Below are 22,257 nucleotides of genomic sequence, written 5' to 3'. Positions count from 1 at the left end.
TGAAGTTACCCTTTGTATCTTTCCGTTCTTCACATGCCGTAATTTAGCTTGTAATCTAAAAATTTTGAGTATAAAATCAATTCATTTAACAGCAAAACTTTGTTGTTTTTTTGCAGCTTGTAAAGAATTTGTAGACATAATTTTTCTTTTTGTTTCACTATAGTTACTTATTAATTCAGAACTTATTTTTTTAAATTTGTGTTTATGATCTTCACCTAAATATTTAAAATCTTCATCTTCTCTGTCCTTTAAGTACTTAAGGAATAGCTCAACACTTTTAAATCTCAGATCCCATTTCACTTTAAAATCAGTATTTTTATGATTAATTATTTTAAAGTTGTAATAAATTTTGTTAAATACATCTTCATCTTCAAATTTAGTATCATATAAAATCATTTCTAAATATTCATGACTCTTTAATAAAGTTTCTAAATGAAATTGAGCAGGAGGAGCAATACGTACTAAACTAATTTTATCTAAGAAGTTGTCCTCTCCCATTCTTCTAGCACCAATATCACTTTCGATTATATGTCTTTCTAACATTGGAGACAGCAGCGCCTTCAGAGAGTCCATATTATTGCAATAAATGGACAGATCCTTTAAAATATCCTCCAATGGCACGAAACCTTTGACTGTTCCTAATCTTATTTGTTTATCTTTATATGACATTAATATGTCGAGAATCCTTATGTTTATAAAGTGACTACCAAAACCATCAAAAGTATTGCTCTGAAATAGATTTAACAATTTTGATTTATGAGTATCATAATATAGCCCTGTTGAGAGACCTACACTTCTCACCAATCTGTTAAAAGGAATAGTTTGATTTTGAGGTTTCTCTTCTTCATATTTATAATTAAGTAATTGTACAAGTTTACTATGACCAGATGTAACAATATCTCTAAATAACTCTAATGAGTATCTCAAATTTCCGCTTGAAAGGTACACTAATAAATCTTCAACTTCTTCTCTTCTTAATGTCTGTGACAACAAATTGAGTAAATCTTTATATTTCAGCCTAACCGATACATTGTAGAAGTCAAAATGCACTTCTTCATTACCTGTAATTTCTTTAACGTAATTGATCCGTTTCATTAGTACTTCTCTTACACTTGGAGGTACAATCTGATAAGCAGTTATGTTTCCATAAGCGTCCATCGGAGGCTTTGTTTTCATTGACCAATATGTTTCATCTCTTAAAGATAGGATAGTTGTAATTCTTAACTCTGTACTTTTAGCCAATCCATAAAAGCTAGCCTTTTCTTGTACTTCAGTGGTCTGTTGATCTAGATTGTCAAGAACTAAGAACAATTCATAATCTTTTTCCACCAAATAAGATATAATTTTCTCGATATGTGATTTTCTGTCATTTTGTAATTCATCAATCAATTTACTAATGTTTTCGTTTTTTGCGACCTCTGTTAAATACTTCCATGCACCTCTAGTTTTTTTATCAATATCACTTTTATAAAGATCTACCAAAAAATCATAATCATATATATCAATTTGGTCAATATCTTCTAATGATTTTTCTAAATCTTGAAGTATTTTATCTTCAATCTTCTTTTGAATATCTTCGTCAGTATTATAAAAAGAACGAAAATCAACCTGACACCAAACTATTTTACTTGTATAACCTTTCAGAAAATGATTATAGAATCTATGGATAAAGGTACTTTTACCAGCTCCTAAATTACCAAATAAAACAAATACATGCCCTTGCTTTAGATGCTTTTTTTCTTGCATCCTCCTAAATATATCATTGTGAAACCCTCCAGCTGATTCATCCGATACCTCTAATGAGTGATTAGATTCGAAAGGAAGACCTAGTAACGGTATTCTGCCCTTTATGAAATTTTTCAAATCATTACCATAGGAATCTAATTTTACATTATTACAATATAGTTGCTTCAAAAGTTGCTTATCATGACTTATATCAGAAAAATAAGTTGTAAGTATAGTTGTCAGAGGAGCTGACAATGGATTGTTTCCAACATTATCATTTCTGTATGCCTCATCTGCGATGGATTTTCTAAAAAGAGGAGCTTGTCTATATACTTTTAATTCTAAAATTTCCTCAATATTATTAAAACCATTTTTATAAGGGCTAATCAGTTCATAAATATGGTGAAAATTCTTATTAAATGCGTCTACACCTGACAGTGCAAGTGTATCATAAGCCCGATCGGCAGGATAAGTTGTACAAAAAATTAAATTTAGACCATTGCTAATAACGCATAGTGACGATTCCTTCTCTTTAGCATAAGCTCTTGCCTGATCAATGGCATTCCATAAATCTGGCTTAGTTTTCTTTATTGCAGAAGAACTGTAACGTTGTAACTTACTATGTTTTGGAAGATTAAAATCAACCTTATTACTCTTAGCTTCCAAAACAAAATTATTATTTTCCGTCTTACAAAAATAATCGATAAAACCTGCTTTTATTTTTGGCTCTCTTTGTATATTTCTTTCCTTCCAAAAAAGAACTTTAGTTAGTAAATGATCTATAATTTTACACCTGATATCAGTTTCACTTTGTATTAAATTATCTTGGAAATCTGCTTCTTCAGAAAATTCATTCCATTTCTTTATCGAATCATTCAAAGTCATTCAACTCAGTGCCTCCAAAATAAAAAAAGATTAAGACTAATGTCTTAATCTAATGATATTGAATTATTCCAATTTTAGCAAGTATATCCAATGCCTGAAATCCTTGTTCTTTTGTATATTTTGGTTTTTCTAACACCAGTCTATCCATAACAGTTTGAACACCTAAATATGAATACTCTTCATATAAATAGTGAACAGACGCCAAGAGTTCAACCCAGTCTGCTTCAGATAAGTTTAAAGAGTTAAATTTTATAGCATCCTTTAGAGGAGTTAAAGTCCTTTGGATATCTTCTCTAATTTTGTATTGAGAATAATCAAATTGGTTTATTTGCTCTTTTTCATTGTAAAGAACTTTAGTTAATGATGGAGAATAAGGACCTTTCTTATACCAAGTAAACTGATAATCTCCACAATGTATACCAAATTGATTAGCAAGATAAACAACTTTTTGAGCTATAATACGATCATCAAGGCTTTGAACAGAAGGTGGACGATCCACTACAAATTCATGAATTAAGTGAACTGATAAATATTGTGTATTCATTTGCATTACCCCTCCCAAAGCACATAGTTAAATTATATTATATCCAAGAACACTCGAAAAAGAAACAAAATGTTTCTTTCCGAAACTTTTTTTCAATAAATTGGATTTTACACCTGACCATAACGGTATTATGAATTCAATTATAGGTGGCATCAGTAAGACACGTTTTATTTGAATGCTTTTTGAAGAGTCGCTTTAGTCTTTGGACCATATATACCGTCAGCGCTAAGTCCATGCATAAGTTGGAATCGTTTAACCGCATTCGCTGTCTTTGGACCATAGTATCCGTCAATACCGTTATTTTTTGCGCCTTTGTCCGGGTAATAATACACAGCAGCCAGAGCTTCCTGCAATGCTTTTACTCCAGCACCCTTTGTCAAAGGCTTGGTTACTTTAATAATGCCAGATGGTAAGTTAAATGATTTTTTAGGTTTACTCGCTTTTGGCTTTGTATTTTTGACAGGTGTCGCTTTCGTCGGCTTCGCTGTTGCCTTTTTACTCGTATGAGCGGTTGCAATACCCGCCTTGAAGCTGTCCCAACGATTCAGCAACTTTCGAGGGCAATTCTTTCCGCTCCAGCGCTTATGCGGTACAACGTTGGCCAGCGGAATACCCTGATCCTGCATCAGCTGACAAATTAACCATTGAACGTTCTCGACTGCCTTCTCAAAATTGCCGTCTGCATTTTCACAAATTTCAATGCCGATCGACTTCATGTTTCCGGTTCCTCGTCCATCTCCTGCATGCCATCCGTTTTCGTTTAGTGGCAAATGCTGATAGATACAATTTTCATCCACCGTGTAGTGCCAGCTTACACCTGTACTAGATCGTTTCACAAACGATGCATGACTCGCTGCGTTTGCCCCTTTTGCTGTGTTAGCTGTGTTATGAACCGTAATATATAAAGGCTTCATCCTATTTCCTGGTCTGTTGCGGTTACCCTTTGGAATAAAATCTTTAATGATTTTAACCACTTTCATCGTCTCCTTTTGATGTATTAAAAAGAGCCACCTCATGGCAGCTCCTTACTTCGTTAATCCTTTTTCTTTTAAAATTTCTTTTTGTAACTTGCCTTTGTCAGTCACATAGTTGTTTTTGAACCATGCAGCAAGGGTTGTTACGATTGTAAAGATCATTGAGCCAGCAAGGTACAATGTCTCAGCCAACGAAGTGACTTGATCCTCGCTGATCGGCAAGATTGGCTTGCCAAATAGAATTAACGCTTGGTTGATCAGTGCCATAAATAGAAGCACCGTGCGGATCACCGTGCCTTTGTCGAAGTTTTTCATATTCAAATCCTCTTTTCTTTTTATTTTTGGTTTAATTCAATGCGATCTAGTTTTTCTATGACAACATCATATTTCTCACTGAATTTTTCTAACACTTGGTTTTGAGCATCTATTTGCTCGTTGAGTTTACTTTCTCTTTCTTTTGTTGTGTTGAGAACATAAAACAACACCCAACAAAAAAGAACCGCAAAGGGTCCTTGTGTCATCAAATATTGCGCCAAATCCATTTCCACCATACTCACCTACTCCCTCACTTGATCACCCCCTTAAAGAAGGCAAAATAAAAAGCCTTTCTACTCGGCTTCTGGCGTTCCTTTATATACTTCACCGGTTATTTCTTTGTATTGATCATGAGAAACATACTCCTCCTGAACACCCTCTTCTAGATCTTCAATAGTACAGTCATCAAATGACATTGCTTGTTTAACCATTGAAGTTGTGGCCCATTTATAAAACAACGCTAACACCCAGAAATTAAGATTCATTTGTTGTAAAACCTCCTTTTAGTTTAAGGATTTCTATTCGCATTTCGGCCAGTTGTTGCCCTAACATTTCATTCATTTTCTCTGATTGCTGACGAGCGATTTTTTCTTTCGCTAACTGTTCTCCAATAAGAAGTAATTGTTTTTCAACCTGAGTCATAGGCTGTTCATTGTCTAGTTTGAGGTACTCTTGCCAAGCAGACTCCAACTCTTCATCAGAGGGGATAGGCTCTTCTAATGCCCAGGTGTCTATGAATTGTCCTTCACCATCATCTCTAACAGAGAAATCCTCACCTAGCTCCGCATTCGGGTATAAATATTTAATCGCAAGTGCCTTATTCATCTTTTCCCTCCTATCTCACCTATCTCAATTGAGACATCGTTACATAAGCTGTGTTTATTGATACTGTTTTTTTGGTCCCTTTTGGTGTTATATAGAAAGTTACCTTATCTCCAGCTTTAAATTTTTGTAATAAATAAAGCACGCATGTACTTGATGATGTTGCCGGATTCCAGTTTCCAAACCTTTGATACTCTGACCCATTGACATAACAAGCTAAGATATTATCTGATCCGACTGTAATATTATTGCTAGTGACATAAAGCCTGATTAGATATAGTCCGTTATTTTTTAAAGTAATCTCAGAACGTGTTCGATTGTACTCGGCTAGGTCGTCCGCTCGTGTCGCCCCAAAAACAAGCTTTGTTGCGACATTTTCAGCGGCTGAAACAGATGAATTATCTTGATCATAAGTATCAACAAAAGTGCTCTTTACCATATCCTCAACTGTTAAAACTTGTTTCCATGTGATAGATATATGGCTAGAATTATAGTAGAAGTAATACGCATTACCTGACGTATCTACCGCAAAACCAGTTCCGATATTGTTTTGGCCAACAGTCTGTATTCCTCTCAAATAGGCATTGCTGGGTGCTGGGGAATCTTCTACACCAGGGGATGCAATGAAAGTACAGGTCCCTTTGTCTTTTATTGCATCATAAATATTTTTGTCAGCTGGAACAGATATCAAGTATTTGCCGTCATCAGCTGTGATCTTATATATCTGCGATTCATTCCATTTCTTCTTCTCTGCTTCAGATGCATGCGGCTTAGTATCTTCAATATGGCCAACGAATTGTTCTAACAGCCCGGCATCATTTTCAAGTAATACCTTCACCATGTCATTGAAAAGATTCGCATGAGCTTTGTCGCTTGTTTCAAACACTTTAGGAGATTTAATATCCATCGATGAGCACTCCTTTCCTAGTAAATATCATCAATCTCAAAGATGAATTCAATGTCACCATCTTTTTGCTTGTCTGTCATGGTACGGATGGCCGTAAACTTTCCATCTTCATCAACAAGAGCCAATTCGTTGATGACTTCTCCAGCAAACTCTCCTTCAGCAATGGTGCAGGTGTAGCGAATTTTGGCTGGTTCCATAAATTTATAGGAATCAATGTCCTTTTGAACAAGTTCACTCTTTAATTCTTGTTCTGTGCCATCCAAGGAGATTGGTTTACCGTCCTTCGTTCCGCCATTTCCAAAAGCCATCTTGACCACTTTCGTGAGCCTAGTTCCCTCCGCTCTAGCCTTCGCCATTTGTTGGCGAGCATAAAGCGTTGTAACGGTTAATTGATCAGCCATTATGATCCTCCTTTATAAATCTATTTTTTTGGACGTAGCAGCTAGATATTTTGAACCGTCTAGCGGTACCGATCCATCAAGCGTCCAATATTTCTGTTTGATAATGACACTGCCACTCTGATCATTTGATACATGAGCAGCCATGCGGAATGTTACTTTCCTTTTTTCTTTCCTAACATGATTGAAGCGTGATCGAAGTGTGAGAGCTGCTTGTTGATCCGTTTCGTGTTTGGCTCCTACCATGACATATCTTGTACGGCCAGAAACTTTCATTTCTTTTTTGAGCTTCATGGCCATCTTTAAAGATTGCCTGAAGCGCACTGGAATATCTGTTGAATTGCGCGATCCGCTAAGATAAAACGTACCATTTAATAAAAATTCACCATTGAGTAAGATGGGAATGTGATCAAAAAAGCCCACTCTGCTGCGCAGTGTGAGCCGGTTATGATAGTCTTTGATTTCATGAACATCAGTATGATGAACGCTTGTGAATTTGTAAGCCAAGTGTGCAGGCTTTAAGTTTTCAAGCGTCTCCACAATGTATCTGGTGTTCTGCAGGTCATCCAAATTAACACGAAGGGAGAAATGATAGCGGCCTGTCGTTAGACGAACCAACGCGCTAGGATTCTTCAGGAAGCGGTTGACTGCCCTCTCTAAAGAAGCATAAGTGATTGGTGGAATGTTAGACATGAGATTCAAAATACGTGCCCTTCGCAACTCGATAGAATCACCCGACTCACGCTGCACCTTTAGCATTCTTTCCCATCGATTCAGCCCCCATGTGGCAGTGAGCGGAAACAGTTGATCTGTCATATCAAAAATAGAATCATCTAGCCTTTCCATCTCAGGAGCCTCTGATTTCATTAATTCATCAAATTCAGTGATCTCCGTTAGATAGGAAGGTAAATAGGCTTTCATATCATCATACTTGCTCATTGACGATCACCTGCCCTAGACGTGGAATCTCAATGTCCTGAAGCGGTAAGTTCTTTGCCTCACCGTTGATCAATACATCCGCATAATCAGACACACTATCCGCATGATATAAAATGTCATTGATCGCTGACATTCTGATCACATTTTCTTCAAAGGCAAGTGATTTTAGAAGCGCTTTGACCTTCTCTTCAATTTCCTCTTGTGCATCCTCAATGGAGTAATCCATTTTAAGCTCCACAGATACGGACACCTCAACATCTTTCCACTTGGCGCTTTCAATAGTGGCAGTAGCCCCGATTGGTGCTTGGCCTTCCCCTTCCCCTGGAACCGGATCAATGTACTCTTGGACCTTATTGACGAGCAGATCCGTCGCCACATCAAAATTCCCGTCAGTGATGACAACTTTTACTGTGCCTTCACCATTCCAAAGAGGAAAAACCTTTGCCCTGCCAACTCCTTCAACTTCTTCAGCCCACTTTTTATAATGTGCTTTATTGGCACTGACAGCTTCACGCCTTGCCCTCATCAAGTACCGTTCATACAGCGCTTCATCGTCTTCTTCCTCTTGCCCTGGTATCTTCAATTCTTCAAAGATGACAGACTCTAGTCCTGGTATGTTATCGAGCGATAGGAGCGGCAGCTCTGCAAAATTCCCGTTCCCTATAGAACCTGCTGTTTCACATCTCAGCGTGCCGTCTTGATATTGAAAGTACAGATTGTCGATATAGAATCTTGATCCTGTTGGTATTCTGATACCTTCAGGTGAGACTTCAACGGACCATACAGCACTTGTGGCCGCTTTACGAGTGATTCCAACTTCAGCAGCTCGTCTATCTAAAAATTCTCCCTGCGCTGTATCCGCAAAGACAAGATCGAATACCTGATCTAGCCATATATAAGATTGAGCAAGTTCCGCAGCTGCAGGAGCCAATGCGTTCCATATGACGCTGTTTTCTCTTTTATCTATGTCATCAGGTATACGTTCCAACATTCGCTCCATAATGGCTTCATAAGACTGTTCTTCAAACATCTTCGCCAATCACCTCCTCGATCTCCAAGGTTCCCTCATCTGTCACCACTTCAAATATCACCTTAAAGGCTGCCCCCTCTTTAGTGATTTTAAAATCTTGCACACTTTCAATTCTTTCATCTACTAAAAGAGCTTCTTCAATGAGCCGCGGGATTTCCATCTCCTTGTATTCGTCCGTTGATTCTTCATCAGACACAGCTTCCTGCACTTCGCATCCTACGTCATGGCTATAAACAGCATGCGAATATCGTTCTGTTCGCAAAGCCATATAGACGAATTGGCGAATGGCATCGAGGCCATTAATCTTTTCATTGGTTAGACGGCCAGTTTCAAAGTCGATTCTGTAGGTGGTCGAAGGTTCAACAATATCCTCTTCATCCTCCTCAAAATCTTCAATTTCTTCTTCTGGAGAGAGTGCCATCATGAACCACCTCCTACTACTTTATCTAAGATGTAAAACGTTTGGCCGCCTGTCATCGCAAGGACCATGACACTATCGCCTTCTTCTAGCTCATCATCTTCTCCCTCGTCTAGGCGGGCAGGCCAGATGAGAAGTTCTTCAGGAATGATGAGTTTGTCATTCTCATTGAGTCGAACGCTAAGAGGGGAAACAGACACCACATCACCAAGTACCAATTCTGTTGGCGATTGTGCATCCACAGCATTGACGGCCAATCGCTTAATTGCCTCACTTAGTTTCATGACTGATTCCCCGTTGGGATTGTATTCTTTTCAACGACATCGATCGTCATGGTGTGTTTAACCCCTTTGAATTCGTGACTGTCTTGATCGATCCAGTACGTTTTTTTTATGCCGATATCAGGGATGATGATACGTACTGGCATACCACTTTGTAATCTAGGAATGCCTAGAGCTTGAATACTTTTGAGTTCTTTTTTCACGCCCTTTTTCTGTGAGAGACGAACATCAGCCCTCTTTTGCAGCTGTGCCTGATTGATTTCCCCTGACACTCTTTCGACGTGCTGCAAGATGCCGTATTTACTTCTAGCAGCACTATCATTCGCCACAGCCAGCATCTCAATCTCTTTCTTTTGCGTAACAGTTTTCGGCTTCGTAGGTTTGGTCGTTTTCTTATCTTTTTCTTTATCTTTGTCAGTAGTCTTAGATTTCTTTTTTTCCTTCTTCAGCACCTTAATTTTTTCCACATGTGTCGCTCTCATCTTCACACGTGTGGCTGTTTCCTCAATCGAGGTGCTGTACTGATAATCAATGAGATTCACGCCTGATTCAATGACCCATATTTCGGACGGATCAGGCCAAGCTCTCAGCCCCATTTTGCCTTTAGAAGAATAAATCTGATAGTTACGTCCTGTTTGTTTCTTTGTTTCTCTTAGAGCCTGCAAGATGATGTCATAAAGGCTTGTATCGTTTTTGAATACAAGTGATTTAATGACATGGCCAGTGTTAGCAATCGACGTCATCGGGATCTGAAAATCTTGACCAAGCCGCTTCATTATTTGATCAGCCCGTTTGTTTGCAAAGACATATACATCCTGGTTCTTCACCAAATACTGAAGCATGTCATAAGCAGTAAAAGTGAGCTTTTCATCTTTGGGCGTTCTTGCAAACACCGTTCCTCGAAAGAGTTCTTTTCCTTTCCATTTGAAAAGAACAGTGTCACCCTCTTTGATGCTGTAATACTTTTGACTTCCTTGTTTTGTAACGATCGTTGCTTGTATTGAGCGGGGGGCCTGATACCTTTGCCCCCGAAGTGTCACACTTTCTGTCACAAGCTCGTACATGGTGCCGCTTCTGATGGCAAAAAGCTCAATCAATGTCAGCCTCCCTATTGTGGTATTTTTAATTTTTGACCAGGGAAAATCCAATGCCCCGGTTGTCTAATATTGCGTCTACTTCGTTTGATCATCGCGGCTTTATTCGCATTCCAAATGCGGCGCCATTTTGTACTATCACCATAGAAGCGGCCAGAAATGTCCCACAATGTATCACCCTTTTTAACGGTGTACACTTTTGGTGCGCCTTTTGAGCTGCGTTTTTTGCTGCTCTTTTTGGCTTTCCGTTTGATTTTTCTAGGTGATGCGGTTTTGTATTCTTTCAGCTGCAGCGTGAATTCACGATCACCCACATCATAAGTACCTTCATTGTGATTGAAGCTTTCTACGCTGCATTGCATATTGATTTTGGTTCCAGTAACGATAAAGCGTACAGGCTTCTTTGAACGCATCATTCGTTCAATTTTCGCTATCGCATTCTCTGGTGATGGAATGCTTTTATACTCAGCGATCGGTGTATACTTCTTCGGAAAAAAGGCTGTAAATGAAATTTGACGAGCCCCTGGTACATCCAAGAATGTGAGCTCGCCAAATTTTGATACTTTGATAGATTCATTTTGTACGTTGTTATTGAGTTCTAATTTCTCTGGAAGGACAGGGAATCGTAATTTGTCCTTCCCTTGCGAAATCCACAATTGATATTTTGATTTAGCCATCGATCACGACTCCCTTCGTTCCTGTGTTGATCTCTACTTCTAGTTCTTCGACTAATGATCGTTTGATTTTTTCAACCAATGAATCTTCATCTTGTCCATTATGGAAGTGCTGATCACCGTTAAAATTGATAATGACTTGTTTTGATCCACCAGAAGCAGACGGTGCATTCATTGTGCCAGCTGTTACTGTTTGCACCTGATCTTGTGAAAGCTCAGATGATGCAGTGTTGGATGGATCATAAACATCCATTCCAAGTGCCTGTGCAGCTTGCGCCAACAAGTAGCGGCCACGTATGCCGCGTTCTTCCGGTATAATCCATTCACGCTTGTTTCCTTCACCGACTCTAGCGATTTGTTCTTGTGTGATTAGACCGCCGTTTGCATAACCCTTATATGGTCCACCGTTTCTGATACTTCTTAATCCAGGCGTGTTGAAGACTGATCCATATCTTCCCTTAATGTAGTTAATGGCCGCAACAGCATTATGAATTGGGTTCCAAATGTCATTCATACCCTTGCCTTTATTAGAGTTAAATGTCGGCCCAATGGTTTGCATTAAGCCTTTAGATGGTGTTCCCTTTTTGGCGTTGGAATCCCATAAGTTTATTGCTCTCGGATTTCCATTTGATTCGTGCTGAGCGATCGTCATCAAACCAGGTAGCCAGCTCATTGATGTGCCGGTTGCCATTAGAGCAGCCATGAGCCATTGTTGAACACTCAGGTTAGATGCACCCATTCCGCTAAACGCAGCGATTAATGAACCAGCTTGATTCTCTGCGAATTTCTTCACGTCAACTGAATCAAGACCTTTGACGACACCGATTGATGCGAATTTTCCAAGACTCATCATGACACGTGAAGGAGAATGAATGTCTAATTCTTCGCGGAAGGCTTGTTCCACTTTCTTGGCCATTTCCTTGGCTGCTTGTGTCACTTCGCTTCCTTTTGACCTCATACCGCTGTTAAATGCGTCAATTAGTCCAGCGCCCCATGTAGGCGACTCTTGGCGAGCATTCAAGAAAGGTTGTCTTACATTTTGATCTAAGAATTGACCTGTGCCAGTTGGTGTCATGTTTTGACCTGCAGCAAAGCCGGTAACAGTTTGCTCTCCATACTGCGGAGTCGCTGCCTGAATTTGAGTAAATGGCTGCTTGATATTAGCTTGTTTCCACTGTTCAAGTGAAACGACTTTGCTGTTTAACCCTTTTTCAAAGTCAGTGCTAAATTGTTCCCCGTATTTTGATGCGTTGCCTGCGTCTCCAATTGATATCGCTCCACTTGCAGAAGTCGAAACTGATGAAGCGGCTGCCGGTCTCATTGGAGATGATGAGCTTGCTGGAGAGGTTGATGATGCACCGTTTGGCATAACAGACATTCCAAGATGTGAAGCAGCCTGAGCAAGAAGCATCTTTCCTCGTCCTTTGTTGTTTTCAGTCGGGATAACGAACTCTTTCCCCGCCTCGCCGATCCATGAAAGTGTTGGCTTTGTGATATAACCACCGGTGGCGTTATTTGCTGGTTTCTTTTCCTTCTCTTTAGGTATAGGTTTCCAACCTGTTTTCTCTTCACCTTTTCCAATAAAGAAACTAGCAACATTCCCACTAACTTCTTTAATTTTACCGACTACATTTCCTACAACGCTAAAGATACCATCCCATGTCTCTTTTAAAGTTTTTGCAAAATTTTGCAACGGGGAAAATACATATTTTTCAAACCATCCACTAACTCCGTCCCATATACCCTTGATCGTTTCCCAAGCTTCACCAAATTTTGTTGACACAAAGGTAATCGCTGGTTCAGCGTATTTTTTATATGGCTGCCACACGTACTCGTCAAACCAAGCGGCAAGCAGCACCCATGATGATTTAATCCAGTTCCACGTGCTTTTAAACAGGTTCCAAATAAACATGATAGCTGGCAATCCAACATTGATGTAAGGCTGCCATACGAAGGTATCAAACCATACCGCAAATGTGCCCCATACGAATTGAATCCAATTCCAGAACTCCGTCAACTTAGTCCACACCCAGACAATGGCTTCAATTGCCACTGATCCAAATGGTTCCCAGACGTAAGTCATGAACCATGCTGAGAAAACGGACCAGGTGATTTGTATCCAGTTCCATAATTCGGTGATTTTGTTCCAGACAAGGGTGATAGCAGCGACCGCCACTTGTCCGTACGGAGTCCATACGTTGTCCATAAACCAAGTTGAAGCAGCTCCCCATACGGTACTAATCACTTCCCACGCAACGACAAAAACACCAACTACAAAGTTGATGATTGGAACTGCAAAGTTATAAATAGGCAGCCACACGTTATTCATAAACCAAGAGGAAAGCTGACCCCATTTCTCAGTGATCCATGTCCATGTGTCACTGAAGAACGTTGTAATAGGTGTTAGAACATTATCATTGAACCAACCGGAAACAGTGCTCCATGTTTCTTTAATCCATTGGACTGCATTTTCTGCACCTTTGACAATCTCATCCCATTTCTTTTGGATGGTTCCGTTGTCGAACATCTTTCCTATCCAATTGCCGAGATCACCGCCAAAGATGCTGCCTAATACTCCACCGATAGCTGTACCAATTCCAGGCGCGATTAATGTACCAAGTGCAGCTCCACCGATACCACCGCCTAGATTACCAGCAAACCCACCGATCTTTTCGCCTTTGTTGTCATTATTCATGCCGATTAATTCGGTGGCTGCAATAAGAGTGCCGAGAATAGGAATACGCTTTCCGATGCTCTTTGCACCTTTACCGATACTCCCCAATAATCCACCACCGCCACGCCCTTGGTTTGGTGTGGTTGGTCTTACTGGCTCTCCTCTATTGATCCAAGGCTGACGATATTCAGGTGGTCTTGGGTTCCTTGGTGGTCTTGCTCCACCAATTCCGCCAATTATACCGCCGCTTGTTCCTGGTCCTAATCCTCCGTTTAAACCTTTGCCCCATTTGAAGAGTGCAAAGGCTCCTGAAAGGATGGATTTAAGCGGCTTTAATAATGTGGCCACTTTTCCAAGGAATGCGAGCGCAAATGCATTGGCGATCAAAGCACCAGCTATTGAGCCTTCCCCAGTAAGAGCATTCAAGTTGATCTCACCGATCTTCTTAGTGATACGAATGCCTAATTGTGCAGGATCAAGAGCTTCTAAAAATGATTCAATGAATATCTTTCCTGCCTTTGCCCCGGCGTCTACGAAAGAATCATCCGTCGATTTGTCATCAATACCAAGTAGACCGTTGATCACACCGTTTATGATGCCACCATAAGTCTTACCGACATTCTCGGCCATTTTGAAAAGACCAGGCTTTCCTGTCTTTTCCCACCATTCGCCAAAGACGTCTTTTGTATTATCTAAGACGAGCTTCCATCTTGTCTCAAAGCTCATATCTCGATATTTCTCAAGCTGTTCAAAGTGTTTCTGCAATTTGGGGTTATCCTTAAATTTCACCTTGAGCTCTTTCATTTGCTTCTTGGAGAGTTTTTCTCCAGGGAACAAAATTTTGAACTGATCACCAATAAATCCGAAAACACTCTTAGTCGGATCAAGAAAGCTATTAGCGAATTTCTTACCCGCTTTTTCAGCTTTGTTTGATAAATCAGTCAGCACGAAGGAATATTCCCCACGCCACGTTCTAAATGCTTCTAGTGCAGGTTGGAACGCAGCTGCTAGTCCTTTACCCCAAGGCATAAGGATGCTGTTATTGATGAATGATTTAACACCCAGGAATAAGTTGGCCAGGTTGTCGGACATTTTGATCATCATGTCGTTGTATTTGCCAAATTCCTTCGTTACTTCCGGCCAAGTTTTATTTATGTCCTTGCCGCTCTTTGCAAGTTTTTCGAGCTTACCTCTGGCATCACCAGAGATCGCCCCCATTTCTTGCAGCGCTGCCGTTGCGTCACCGATAGGACGCCCCGATTTAATGCCGTCATATAAACGCCCCATCCATAGCGCAACTTCGGAAAATGGTCGCTGAACACCTGCGGCAACGTCCCCAACCAGCTTCAAGCCTTCTGTAGTTGATAAAGCGTTGCCCGTAAATACTTGAAGGACACGACTTGACTCGAAAATTTCATCACGAGTAAATGGCGTTTGACCAGCAAAGACTGTCAGTTCGTCCAGACGTGCATTAGCTTTCCCTTTGCTGCCGAGCAGTGTTTCGAAAGCCGTGGTCATGTTTTGTCGATCCGCTACCATTTTGAGCGGCACGACAATACCACCTGTTGCACCGGCACCGACTCCAAGCAACCCAAGTGTACTGGTGACAGCTGACACGATCCCTCTCAATGGCTTTGTGATAAGATCAAGGACCTTAATTGTGGTTGTGTAAGTCCGTCCCAAATGAGTATTTGCAAATGAGACAGCCCCACGTACTGGGGCGGTGAAACGATCAATCGCATTAATCGCCACTCTGTATTCAGTACCGAGGGTATTCCGAGTATATGACGCTATTCGGCTGACTGTACGCCGGACCATATCGACGGCTCTAATGGTATAGCTGTATCCACGACCTAGTTGACGAGCTGCATATGATGCAATGCGCCTAATGCTTGCGGATGCCCGATCATATACAGCTATGGTAAATTGCTGAACTTTGCCTAAATTGCGATTGATATAACGACGTAATCTGACAAGCCCTGGTGTTGCCTGATCTTTAATACGCATCAACACGCTATGAGTACGCGGCATCTTACGTTGTAAGAAGCCATTAAACTTTCTCAATGCTTTCGTGGCTAGATCATTTACATCCAGTGTAAGTTGATAAGTTCGAGCAAGGTCACGCAATATGAAACGCTGAACACGTCTTAATGCGATTGTCGCATTGTCTCGTACTCTCAATGTGATTGGACGCTCTGATCTGCGGCGCAATCTATCAAGGCGTTCCATATCTCCTCTGATCAAACGCAATTTACGCGTGATCCGGTCTTGTAATTCAAACCGAGCGGTTAAACGAGCCATGTCTTATCCCCCTTTCTTTGATTCTTTTTCTAACACTTCAAGTTTGTGGGCTATTAACCCAAACAAAAAGGCCTTGAATGGCCTTTGCGCTTTATAAACCTCTAAAAGCTGGGACGGGGAATAATGAAGCTCATGCATGCAGTAATACAAATACACAGCCTCTTTGTTCCCGTCCTTTATTAGTTTTTTGCTTCTGTTTCTAAGTCTTCAATTTCATCTTCAAACCCGTTGACTTCAATGGCTTTGTTTAACCAGTTCGCATATTCACCGCCGACAGAAAGGACACGCTTTGCCACTTCGACTGGATCTTGTGTGTTGTATGCCTCACGCAATTCTTTTGATTTGAAGTCTGGGTAAATGGTTGATTCAACCGCGATACGTGCATAGAAACGTTGGGAATCCAAGTCTTTCACACGTCCACGACCTTTAACATTTTTGAAAGTCGTGTTTTCTTTCTCCAGTTCATCGATGCGCTCTGTTGTGATCGCTTTGAATACGAATGGAATCACTTTACCTTCTTTATCAACGAAACGCTTTGAGATATTGGATTTGACTTCTTCCGCATCTGCTGTTTGTCCTGGCATAAAGAATGAAAGATCATATACGTTGTTTGTTTGTTTTTCGCTCATGTTAAAAACTCCCTTTGATTTGTTTTTTGAATGCAAAAAAGCACATCCATTTTTTGAATGTGCTTTCCAATCTTTTCATGTATAATATAATTCGTACAATTGAACGGCTTGCTCAAGGGTGTCTGGCTCATCCCCGATAGGAAGGGGGTGATGCTCATGTCAACGTTCCAAGCGATTTCCCTAATGCTTTTATTCGGGATGTTTATCCTTGCTTTGTTGACGTATATAAATAAAAAATAGACTCCCCTTGAGCTGTGGTAGGTAAAAGGGAAAGTCTATCCTTAATACTATCAGATTGATAAGCCAGCCCCTTGAGGGCCTCATTGTACATTGCCGGGATGCTCCAACATCCTGGCTTTTTTGTGTATTGGTGTATAACTAATACATCCTTTGATAACAGTATATCAAGCACTTTCAATTATATCAAATTTGTCCCAAGAAACTTAAAACCAGAATGTCCTTCGATAATATTCTATACAGTGAAATTCTAATTTATTCACAATAACCAGTTACTCAATTAAAGAGCAGCTAGTTACACTGTCTTAGAGGATCTACCCTTTACTATATGCCAATTCCATTAAAAAGAATCCTTCAGCTTTTCAGGAAGATCAAAGTCCTCAAACGTGAAAGGAACCTCTTCTTCTAACGCTTCTGAATCCACATCAAGCCCTGCGATCTTTGCAGAATCAAAGTTCACATCAAACAATGTGACACGCTCTGTGCCGCGGGTGGATGATTTGTCATCCAAAACTGCTTGCATTGTAAAGTAAGGATCTTCCCCTTTCTTCACATAGTTGAGCATTAATTGAACGAAACGGGACGTCACTTTATAAAATGTTGCCGTTCCTGTTCCTTTTGCTCCTGTTGTCTTGTGACCGGTCATACGACGGCCCATGACATTGACCTCTGATTTGTTTTTCTCCACGTTCGCTTCAAACGTTTTAATGAACGCCATTTCCTCACCATCGAGGAATAAGCGTCCTTCCTTACCTGAAATGGTATTCTGCGCTTTAAAAGCCATCTTATTTCACCTCTACATTGAAATAGAATTTTTCAGCTGCATCAACAGGTTGAACAGCTAGATCAATCAAGAAACCGTCACGATCTTCATTTAAAGCGATCATGATGTCGGTCTCAGAGTCAAAGCCAGTGATTCCAGATCCATCTTGGAGCTGCGTGAGATATTGCGTGATGAGTGTTTTCACCAGCTGCAAACCATCATCAGATGCCGGAATGTCATTTCCGTTGGCTTTGCGTAATTTAATCAGATTCTTCAATTCACGAGTGAGATCGTTGTTGATCGCATCGAGCACTCGGATAATTTTGTTTTTCCCGAATGTCTTGTTTTTCTCCGTTGTATAGCTTGTTAGAGAGTTGATGTCCTTCTCAACGCTCACTGTGCGATCACGCGCATCAAACGTAAACAAGAATTCACCTTGTGATAAACGGTATTCGACTTGATCATTATCAAGACGCTCTAACGTGTCCACAGCCCCTTCATATTCCACAAAGGTCAGTGACTGATTGAAGTTTGCGCCTGCTGATGCACCGGCAACCCACGCAGTAGCTCTGGCTGGTGTGATTTTTGTACCGTCTTCTAACAGAACCCCACTTGTGACATTGATGATACCTTCATGATCAGCTACGTAGTTCGGTAAAACACCTTGGACCTTACGCCCTTGGTCATCACGCAGCCGCTTGACGAAGGCCACAAATGTCGCTTTTAACTGCTCGCTAGTGTTATTAGGCAGCGCGATTACGTCAAAGTATTCTGTTTCAGCAGCTTCAAGGAATGCGGTGTAATCTGCCACACTTGGCACACCGTTTTTTCCACCGCTTAGTGTTACGCCAGCTGTGATTGTCACTTCACCTTCACCTGAAAATTGAACGTATTTATTTTGCTGCAGCTCTTTGACATCAGTGACAACCTGTTTATCAACAATGTCTGTACCCACGTAAGTCACCACATCACGCTTGGAGCTGTCCAATACGTTTTCAGTGACTTGGATCGTGACCTCATTACCTTTTTGCCCGCCATAATTGGCAAGAACGTTAAAATCCTCGCTGATCTGAGCCTTTGCAGGTTCGCCCTCATTCAATCGATATAAAAGAACTGTTTGTGCTTTTTTCTTCGCTTCTCGGAAAAGAAGCAGTGACTTGTCATCGATGTTTAATCCGACTTTTTTATTTAAGTCCTCGATTCCTGAAATGGAGATGAACGTCTTAGGCTCTCCCCAACTCATCGTAATCGGAAGTGCAACGGTGCCGCGATTACCTAGCGTGATACGTTGCTGTGCTGTGGTTTTAAAATTGAAGTAGATACCAGGACGCTTTTTCTCTGTACCTGGTGTAAAAGTACCTCCATTCATGCTTAAACCTCCTTAGACAAAAAAGCATCAATCTGCTTCTTTGCTTCTGTTTTTGTAATTGGTTGATCTTTGATATAAAAAAGAGCACCTTCAAGGATTTCAGGCTTTACGCCAAACAATTCCTTGCTGTGCTCTTTCAAGGCTTCAAATGAAAATGCTGCTTCTTTAGGAAGAACCGGAGCGGCTTTCTCTTCTTTCACCAGCTCGCTTTTATTCATGGCCACTTTTTATCACCCCATCTGAAAAATTTATGTCGTCTAGGCTTGGCTGCGCGTCTCGGTTGTACCAATAGGCACTATCCCATGTGAGGACAATTGTTGCCACACCTTGATCACCATTCCTAGTTTCTGCCCTCTTAATGCGAACATAATCATCAAGCGGTTCACCTTCTTCACTGACCATCTGAATGATATTCCGATCAGCTGACAAGGCATCTACAATCGATTCAGCTGCATCATGAGCCTGCCCCGATTCCTTGTGAAACACTTTAATATGCAGCGTGTAGGTTTTAAGAAACGTTGAAACAGTATCGTTTCTTGTATTGACCCATGCGGCAGGAAAGTACATCGATGGGACTTGAAATTGTTCAGGAATTTCCTTTTCGTAGACTTTCACAGGAAACCGCTTATAACAATAATTCATGATGGCGCCGACTTCTTGATTCATCTAATCACCGCCCGAATTGTTGATCAATCCATTGCTGCAGCTTGCGGTCCAATGATTGTTCAAACATCTGTTCAAAGATAGCCAACGCATTGTCCCAATAGCCGCTCCCCTCAACCCATTGAAATTTCAAGAGCATACCTGTTTCAGCGTTTGGATCATATTCAAAGCGGTCGCCTACCCACCTGCCAGGAACCCAACGTCTGTCCTGATTCTTGGAGGGATCAATCGTAAAGTGACCATCGTTTGTGTATGATGCGTATTCCAAGTTGGTCCCAACATCTAGGGTGAGACCACCGCTACTCATTGAAAAGACGTTTTCTTGGTCGCCTTTTTGGAATGAGTTGAGCAAACGGCGAGCATCCACCGTTTTTGTACGGATAATTTCATCTTGAACAATATCTAAGAACTCATAGCCCATTCCTTCAAGCCACTCTTCATATTCAGCTTGCAAGCCGCCATCAACAGCCGCATTCAAGTCCTCTATGAATTGATCAAGACCATCAATCCTCATAGGCTTTCACTCCTCATCGCTACCACCTCAATGTGATGACTTTTGATCCGTCTGGGCTTTTGGAGTTTCAATGTCACACCTTCCCATACCACTTTGTCATTTAGGCGAATATCGGCGGTAACGGGAAAATGAACAAGGTACGATTGATGAATGGTTGCGTTTGGCTCCTGCTGTGTGATGGATTGGTTTTTCTCCGTAAAATAACATGGCTGCGCAACTTGATCAGGCTCATCAGGATATGAAAAGAGCGGCTGCGCATCTTGGACAGGTATTCCATAGCGATCTTTTGACAGCTGCTCTGTTTGCAAGTGATATATATCGCATCGATCCGTTAATAACGATTGATAGCTCATAGCGATCTCAACCTCATTCTTACACTTGCCGGATCTTCCGGTGGATCAATTGGCTCAATGAAATCTATCAACAGGTTATACACATCTGGCTTTGTAACGGCGTTCCCGTCTGCCAGTGTGTAAGAGTAGTCGCCAATCTTTTCTGACTTATACCCTTTGATGATTGATTCATCACCGTTGATCAACGCGAAGAACTGCGCCATTTTAATCAATGCGATCTTCGCCTTTTCAGGAAGTGGCTGATATTTTTCACTTGTGAAATCATGACCTACGATCTTAAATACCTCAGCTTCAGCCTCGATGATGTCACTTTCCAATAGTTCATCTGAGCGGTTTTTAACAGATTCAAAGACTGTATATGCCCTAACATCTTCAGGAGAGATCAGCATCAGCCTTACTCTCCTGTTTTTTCTTGTTTCTGTTGATGCTCAAGGATGAAGGCAATTCTTTCACTCTTATCTTTGAGCTGAGTCGGATCGCCGCCAAGATCAATAACAATGGCTTCTTGTTCAGTTTTGTTCATGCCCTTCAGTTCTGTTTCAGTGTAGATTTTTACTTCTGATGTCGGTTCTTCTTCCTCTTTTGGTTCTTCCTCTTTCGCAGGCTCTACATCTTCTTTTGATTGATCATCTGTTTTCAGATCATCAGCAGGAGGTTTTACTTCCTTACAAGCGAAAAAGTCATTGCCATCGAGATATTGAAAAACCTTTTTCTCAATCTCTTTCTCCTGATTTAAATGAAAGACATGCCCCATCACAGAGTATGTCTTTCCCTTGATCAATTCAGCTGTATACATATCGATCACTCCTTGACCTTGATGATCTTAGCAACAGCATCCTCTTCCTCAAATTTGCTGTCGAGCTTCGCTGTGAGGACAATAATAAATTTACGTCTGCGGATATCCTTTTCAACCTCAATGCGAATATTGCGTGAGAAGCCAAGGATGATGTTTTTTGGATGAGTCAATAAAATGTCCGAAACATCTGTGCCGTCCTCTCCCATTCCATATGGCTGCATGTTTGCAATACCTTTGACCGGCACACCGAATGCGGAAGAAAGTCCACCTTGTACAGCTGCATCCCCTAGATTCGTTTGACGATCTGCCACTTTGTCCTTCCACTCGACTTCTTGGCCAGGAGACGTATAAAAACGGAATTCTTGTGGAATACGCAAATATTTAGATGGAACAGCTTTGTATCCTTGTTTGAATACTTGGCGTGTAAGTGGTTCACCAGCTACATCTACGATATGAGATTCCGCTTGTTTGCGGATACCATCAAGTTGAGCAAGGTAAGTATCCTCAGATTTTGTATCACCGTTTAGGATCAACTCTTCAATGTCTACTGCCGCTCGTTCCGCCAACATTTGCATGATGGTATTCTGTAAATTATCACCCTCGATGTTATTTTCAAGCGTGTCATATGTGATGTTTACTTCAGCGATCACTTCTTTTGCAGTTAGCTGAACAGTGCTTGTTGTTGGCGCAACACGGTCTTTTGCATCAAGCGCTTTGCCTTCTTCTCCTGCACGCAAGATACGTTGGCCAAAACCGATTTTTTCGATCTTTTGCGAATCGCTGTCCATTGGAATGACACGTGCATCTTGCAGCAGGGTTGGTGTGTTTTGCACCATACGAATAAATGTAGATGCTTGCGTTGGATTCATGAGACCGCCTGTCTTTAATGTACCAAGCGTCACTTCCGCTTTGTTAATTACCTCTTGATTTCTCACTCTAGTTCCTCCTTTTT

At 41.0% G+C, this 22,257-nt stretch carries 28 protein-coding genes; 1 reads left to right on the top strand and 27 read right to left on the bottom strand.

Translation table 11 applies throughout. The annotated features are described in order from the left end of the window. Positions 1-81 precede the first annotated feature (81 nt). The 18 genes from NST57_RS06495 to NST57_RS06410 all read right to left on the bottom strand — a co-directional run bounded on the left by NST57_RS06495 (position 82) and on the right by NST57_RS06410 (position 16,610). On the bottom strand, positions 82-2,610 hold the full coding sequence (locus tag NST57_RS06495; protein WP_341298275.1) for a P-loop NTPase fold protein: 2,529 nt from the start codon (positions 2,608-2,610) through the stop codon (positions 82-84). A gap of 49 nt (positions 2,611-2,659) precedes the next feature. After that, entirely contained in the window at positions 2,660-3,154 is a 495-nt protein-coding gene (locus tag NST57_RS06490; protein ID WP_335356091.1) for a hypothetical protein, read from the bottom strand. 167 nt (positions 3,155-3,321) lie between these two features. Further along, on the bottom strand, positions 3,322-4,128 hold the full coding sequence (locus NST57_RS06485) for a peptidoglycan recognition protein family protein (protein WP_335356092.1): 807 nt from the start codon (positions 4,126-4,128) through the stop codon (positions 3,322-3,324). A gap of 51 nt (positions 4,129-4,179) precedes the next feature. Next, positions 4,180-4,443, bottom strand: coding sequence for a phage holin (locus NST57_RS06480; protein ID WP_144483238.1), 264 nt, complete (start codon positions 4,441-4,443; stop codon positions 4,180-4,182). Positions 4,444-4,463: 20 nt separating this feature from the next. Further along, on the bottom strand, positions 4,464-4,676 hold the full coding sequence (locus tag NST57_RS06475) for a BhlA/UviB family holin-like peptide (RefSeq protein WP_335356112.1): 213 nt from the start codon (positions 4,674-4,676) through the stop codon (positions 4,464-4,466). Positions 4,677-4,736: 60 nt separating this feature from the next. After that, positions 4,737-4,928: an XkdX family protein gene (locus NST57_RS06470; RefSeq protein WP_335356093.1), complete on the bottom strand. Its 192-nt coding sequence runs from the start codon at positions 4,926-4,928 to the stop codon at positions 4,737-4,739. Next, positions 4,918-5,268 (bottom strand): XkdW family protein, encoded by a 351-nt coding sequence (locus NST57_RS06465; protein ID WP_335356094.1) that lies wholly within the window; start codon positions 5,266-5,268, stop codon positions 4,918-4,920. The genes NST57_RS06470 and NST57_RS06465 overlap by 11 nt, the downstream gene beginning before the upstream one ends. Positions 5,269-5,287: 19 nt before the next feature. Further along, positions 5,288-6,172, bottom strand: coding sequence for a hypothetical protein (locus tag NST57_RS06460; protein ID WP_335356095.1), 885 nt, complete (start codon positions 6,170-6,172; stop codon positions 5,288-5,290). Between the two features lie 17 nt (positions 6,173-6,189). Beyond that, positions 6,190-6,573: a phage tail-collar fiber domain-containing protein gene (locus NST57_RS06455; RefSeq protein ID WP_341298274.1), complete on the bottom strand. Its 384-nt coding sequence runs from the start codon at positions 6,571-6,573 to the stop codon at positions 6,190-6,192. Positions 6,574-6,585: 12 nt separating this feature from the next. Then, the gene (locus NST57_RS06450; protein WP_341298273.1) at positions 6,586-7,509 is read right to left on the bottom strand and encodes a YmfQ family protein; all 924 of its coding nucleotides are present in this window, start codon (positions 7,507-7,509) and stop codon (positions 6,586-6,588) included. Further along, entirely contained in the window at positions 7,496-8,539 is a 1,044-nt protein-coding gene (locus NST57_RS06445; RefSeq protein WP_341298272.1) for a baseplate J/gp47 family protein, read from the bottom strand. The genes NST57_RS06450 and NST57_RS06445 overlap by 14 nt, the downstream gene beginning before the upstream one ends. Beyond that, positions 8,532-8,960 (bottom strand): DUF2634 domain-containing protein, encoded by a 429-nt coding sequence (locus tag NST57_RS06440; protein WP_341299192.1) that lies wholly within the window; start codon positions 8,958-8,960, stop codon positions 8,532-8,534. The genes NST57_RS06445 and NST57_RS06440 overlap by 8 nt, the downstream gene beginning before the upstream one ends. After that, complete coding sequence (locus tag NST57_RS06435; RefSeq protein WP_306011602.1) at positions 8,960-9,241, bottom strand: DUF2577 family protein; 282 nt, start codon at positions 9,239-9,241, stop codon at positions 8,960-8,962. Before NST57_RS06435 ends, NST57_RS06440 begins: the two co-directional genes overlap by 1 nt. Continuing rightward, on the bottom strand, positions 9,238-10,335 hold the full coding sequence (locus NST57_RS06430) for an XkdQ/YqbQ family protein (protein ID WP_306011601.1): 1,098 nt from the start codon (positions 10,333-10,335) through the stop codon (positions 9,238-9,240). The genes NST57_RS06435 and NST57_RS06430 overlap by 4 nt, the downstream gene beginning before the upstream one ends. Positions 10,336-10,346: 11 nt before the next feature. Continuing rightward, positions 10,347-11,009, bottom strand: coding sequence for a LysM peptidoglycan-binding domain-containing protein (locus NST57_RS06425; RefSeq protein WP_306011600.1), 663 nt, complete (start codon positions 11,007-11,009; stop codon positions 10,347-10,349). After that, on the bottom strand, positions 11,002-15,981 hold the full coding sequence (locus NST57_RS06420; protein ID WP_341298271.1) for a transglycosylase SLT domain-containing protein: 4,980 nt from the start codon (positions 15,979-15,981) through the stop codon (positions 11,002-11,004). The genes NST57_RS06425 and NST57_RS06420 overlap by 8 nt, the downstream gene beginning before the upstream one ends. Before the next feature lie 3 nt (positions 15,982-15,984). Further along, positions 15,985-16,137: a hypothetical protein gene (locus NST57_RS06415; RefSeq protein WP_226803705.1), complete on the bottom strand. Its 153-nt coding sequence runs from the start codon at positions 16,135-16,137 to the stop codon at positions 15,985-15,987. Positions 16,138-16,160: 23 nt separating this feature from the next. Next, entirely contained in the window at positions 16,161-16,610 is a 450-nt protein-coding gene (locus NST57_RS06410; RefSeq protein WP_106039777.1) for a phage tail assembly chaperone, read from the bottom strand. 150 nt (positions 16,611-16,760) lie between these two features. Here NST57_RS06410 and NST57_RS06405 point away from each other — a divergent pair, with 150 nt between their 5' ends. Continuing rightward, positions 16,761-16,850: a putative holin-like toxin gene (locus NST57_RS06405; RefSeq protein WP_074041930.1), complete on the top strand. Its 90-nt coding sequence runs from the start codon at positions 16,761-16,763 to the stop codon at positions 16,848-16,850. Positions 16,851-17,187: 337 nt separating this feature from the next. Here NST57_RS06405 and NST57_RS06400 read toward each other — a convergent pair whose 3' ends face one another. Genes NST57_RS06400 through NST57_RS06360 form a run of 9 tightly spaced genes read right to left on the bottom strand, consistent with a single transcriptional unit; the run spans position 17,188 to position 22,240 of the window. Beyond that, positions 17,188-17,631, bottom strand: a complete 444-nt coding sequence (locus tag NST57_RS06400; protein WP_106039776.1) for a phage tail tube protein — start codon at positions 17,629-17,631, stop codon at positions 17,188-17,190. 1 nt (position 17,632) lies between these two features. Beyond that, a complete protein-coding gene (locus NST57_RS06395) occupies positions 17,633-18,979 on the bottom strand; it encodes a phage tail sheath family protein (RefSeq protein ID WP_226803707.1) in 1,347 nt (448 codons plus the stop codon). Positions 18,980-18,981: 2 nt separating this feature from the next. Beyond that, positions 18,982-19,197 carry a hypothetical protein gene (locus NST57_RS06390; RefSeq protein WP_341299191.1) on the bottom strand — a complete coding sequence of 72 codons (216 nt, stop codon included), beginning with the start codon at positions 19,195-19,197 and terminating at the stop codon, positions 18,982-18,984. Further along, positions 19,190-19,645 (bottom strand): DUF6838 family protein, encoded by a 456-nt coding sequence (locus tag NST57_RS06385; RefSeq protein ID WP_341298270.1) that lies wholly within the window; start codon positions 19,643-19,645, stop codon positions 19,190-19,192. The genes NST57_RS06390 and NST57_RS06385 overlap by 8 nt, the downstream gene beginning before the upstream one ends. A 4-nt stretch (positions 19,646-19,649) precedes the next feature. Then, positions 19,650-20,156 carry an HK97 gp10 family phage protein gene (locus tag NST57_RS06380; protein WP_226803709.1) on the bottom strand — a complete coding sequence of 169 codons (507 nt, stop codon included), beginning with the start codon at positions 20,154-20,156 and terminating at the stop codon, positions 19,650-19,652. Beyond that, positions 20,153-20,509 carry a DUF3599 family protein gene (locus NST57_RS06375; RefSeq protein ID WP_226803710.1) on the bottom strand — a complete coding sequence of 119 codons (357 nt, stop codon included), beginning with the start codon at positions 20,507-20,509 and terminating at the stop codon, positions 20,153-20,155. Before NST57_RS06375 ends, NST57_RS06380 begins: the two co-directional genes overlap by 4 nt. Further along, a complete protein-coding gene (gene yqbG / locus NST57_RS06370; protein WP_224558622.1) occupies positions 20,506-20,898 on the bottom strand; it encodes a protein YqbG in 393 nt (130 codons plus the stop codon). The genes NST57_RS06375 and yqbG overlap by 4 nt, the downstream gene beginning before the upstream one ends. Positions 20,899-20,903: 5 nt before the next feature. Continuing rightward, on the bottom strand, positions 20,904-21,305 hold the full coding sequence (locus tag NST57_RS06365) for a YqbF domain-containing protein (RefSeq protein ID WP_226803711.1): 402 nt from the start codon (positions 21,303-21,305) through the stop codon (positions 20,904-20,906). Between the two features lie 5 nt (positions 21,306-21,310). After that, entirely contained in the window at positions 21,311-22,240 is a 930-nt protein-coding gene (locus NST57_RS06360) for a phage major capsid protein (RefSeq protein WP_226803712.1), read from the bottom strand. Between the last annotated feature and the right edge of the window lie 17 nt (positions 22,241-22,257).

The organism is Bacillus sp. FSL M8-0077 (assembly GCF_038050255.1).
Classification (GTDB): domain Bacteria; phylum Bacillota; class Bacilli; order Bacillales; family Bacillaceae; genus Bacillus; species Bacillus altitudinis.
Note: the sequence above shows the minus strand (reverse complement) of the source record. Positions and strands in the feature narration are given on the sequence as shown.

Bases quoted from the DNA above. Each gene is read 5' to 3' on its own strand.
- NST57_RS06405 (WP_074041930.1), top strand. From the start codon at position 16,761: ATGCTCATGTCAACGTTCCAAGCGATTTCCCTAATGCTTTTATTCGGG.
- NST57_RS06410 (WP_106039777.1), bottom strand. From the start codon at position 16,610: ATGAGCGAAAAACAAACAAACAACGTATATGATCTTTCATTCTTTATG.
- NST57_RS06425 (WP_306011600.1), bottom strand. From the start codon at position 11,009: ATGGCTAAATCAAAATATCAATTGTGGATTTCGCAAGGGAAGGACAAA.
- NST57_RS06450 (WP_341298273.1), bottom strand. From the start codon at position 7,509: ATGAGCAAGTATGATGATATGAAAGCCTATTTACCTTCCTATCTAACG.
- NST57_RS06480 (WP_144483238.1), bottom strand. From the start codon at position 4,443: ATGAAAAACTTCGACAAAGGCACGGTGATCCGCACGGTGCTTCTATTT.
- NST57_RS06390 (WP_341299191.1), bottom strand. From the start codon at position 19,197: ATGAATAAAAGCGAGCTGGTGAAAGAAGAGAAAGCCGCTCCGGTTCTT.
- NST57_RS06490 (WP_335356091.1), bottom strand. From the start codon at position 3,154: ATGAATACACAATATTTATCAGTTCACTTAATTCATGAATTTGTAGTG.
- yqbG (WP_224558622.1), bottom strand. From the start codon at position 20,898: ATGCTGATCTCTCCTGAAGATGTTAGGGCATATACAGTCTTTGAATCT.
- NST57_RS06460 (WP_335356095.1), bottom strand. From the start codon at position 6,172: ATGGATATTAAATCTCCTAAAGTGTTTGAAACAAGCGACAAAGCTCAT.
- NST57_RS06495 (WP_341298275.1), bottom strand. From the start codon at position 2,610: ATGACTTTGAATGATTCGATAAAGAAATGGAATGAATTTTCTGAAGAA.
- NST57_RS06420 (WP_341298271.1), bottom strand. From the start codon at position 15,981: ATGGCTCGTTTAACCGCTCGGTTTGAATTACAAGACCGGATCACGCGT.
- NST57_RS06385 (WP_341298270.1), bottom strand. From the start codon at position 19,645: ATGAATCAAGAAGTCGGCGCCATCATGAATTATTGTTATAAGCGGTTT.
- NST57_RS06440 (WP_341299192.1), bottom strand. From the start codon at position 8,960: ATGGCACTCTCTCCAGAAGAAGAAATTGAAGATTTTGAGGAGGATGAA.
- NST57_RS06455 (WP_341298274.1), bottom strand. From the start codon at position 6,573: ATGGCTGATCAATTAACCGTTACAACGCTTTATGCTCGCCAACAAATG.
- NST57_RS06445 (WP_341298272.1), bottom strand. From the start codon at position 8,539: ATGTTTGAAGAACAGTCTTATGAAGCCATTATGGAGCGAATGTTGGAA.
- NST57_RS06395 (WP_226803707.1), bottom strand. From the start codon at position 18,979: ATGAATGGAGGTACTTTTACACCAGGTACAGAGAAAAAGCGTCCTGGT.
- NST57_RS06375 (WP_226803710.1), bottom strand. From the start codon at position 20,509: ATGAGCTATCAATCGTTATTAACGGATCGATGCGATATATATCACTTG.
- NST57_RS06470 (WP_335356093.1), bottom strand. From the start codon at position 4,928: ATGAATCTTAATTTCTGGGTGTTAGCGTTGTTTTATAAATGGGCCACA.
- NST57_RS06380 (WP_226803709.1), bottom strand. From the start codon at position 20,156: ATGAGGATTGATGGTCTTGATCAATTCATAGAGGACTTGAATGCGGCT.
- NST57_RS06465 (WP_335356094.1), bottom strand. From the start codon at position 5,268: ATGAATAAGGCACTTGCGATTAAATATTTATACCCGAATGCGGAGCTA.
- NST57_RS06365 (WP_226803711.1), bottom strand. From the start codon at position 21,305: ATGTATACAGCTGAATTGATCAAGGGAAAGACATACTCTGTGATGGGG.
- NST57_RS06435 (WP_306011602.1), bottom strand. From the start codon at position 9,241: ATGAAACTAAGTGAGGCAATTAAGCGATTGGCCGTCAATGCTGTGGAT.
- NST57_RS06400 (WP_106039776.1), bottom strand. From the start codon at position 17,631: ATGGCTTTTAAAGCGCAGAATACCATTTCAGGTAAGGAAGGACGCTTA.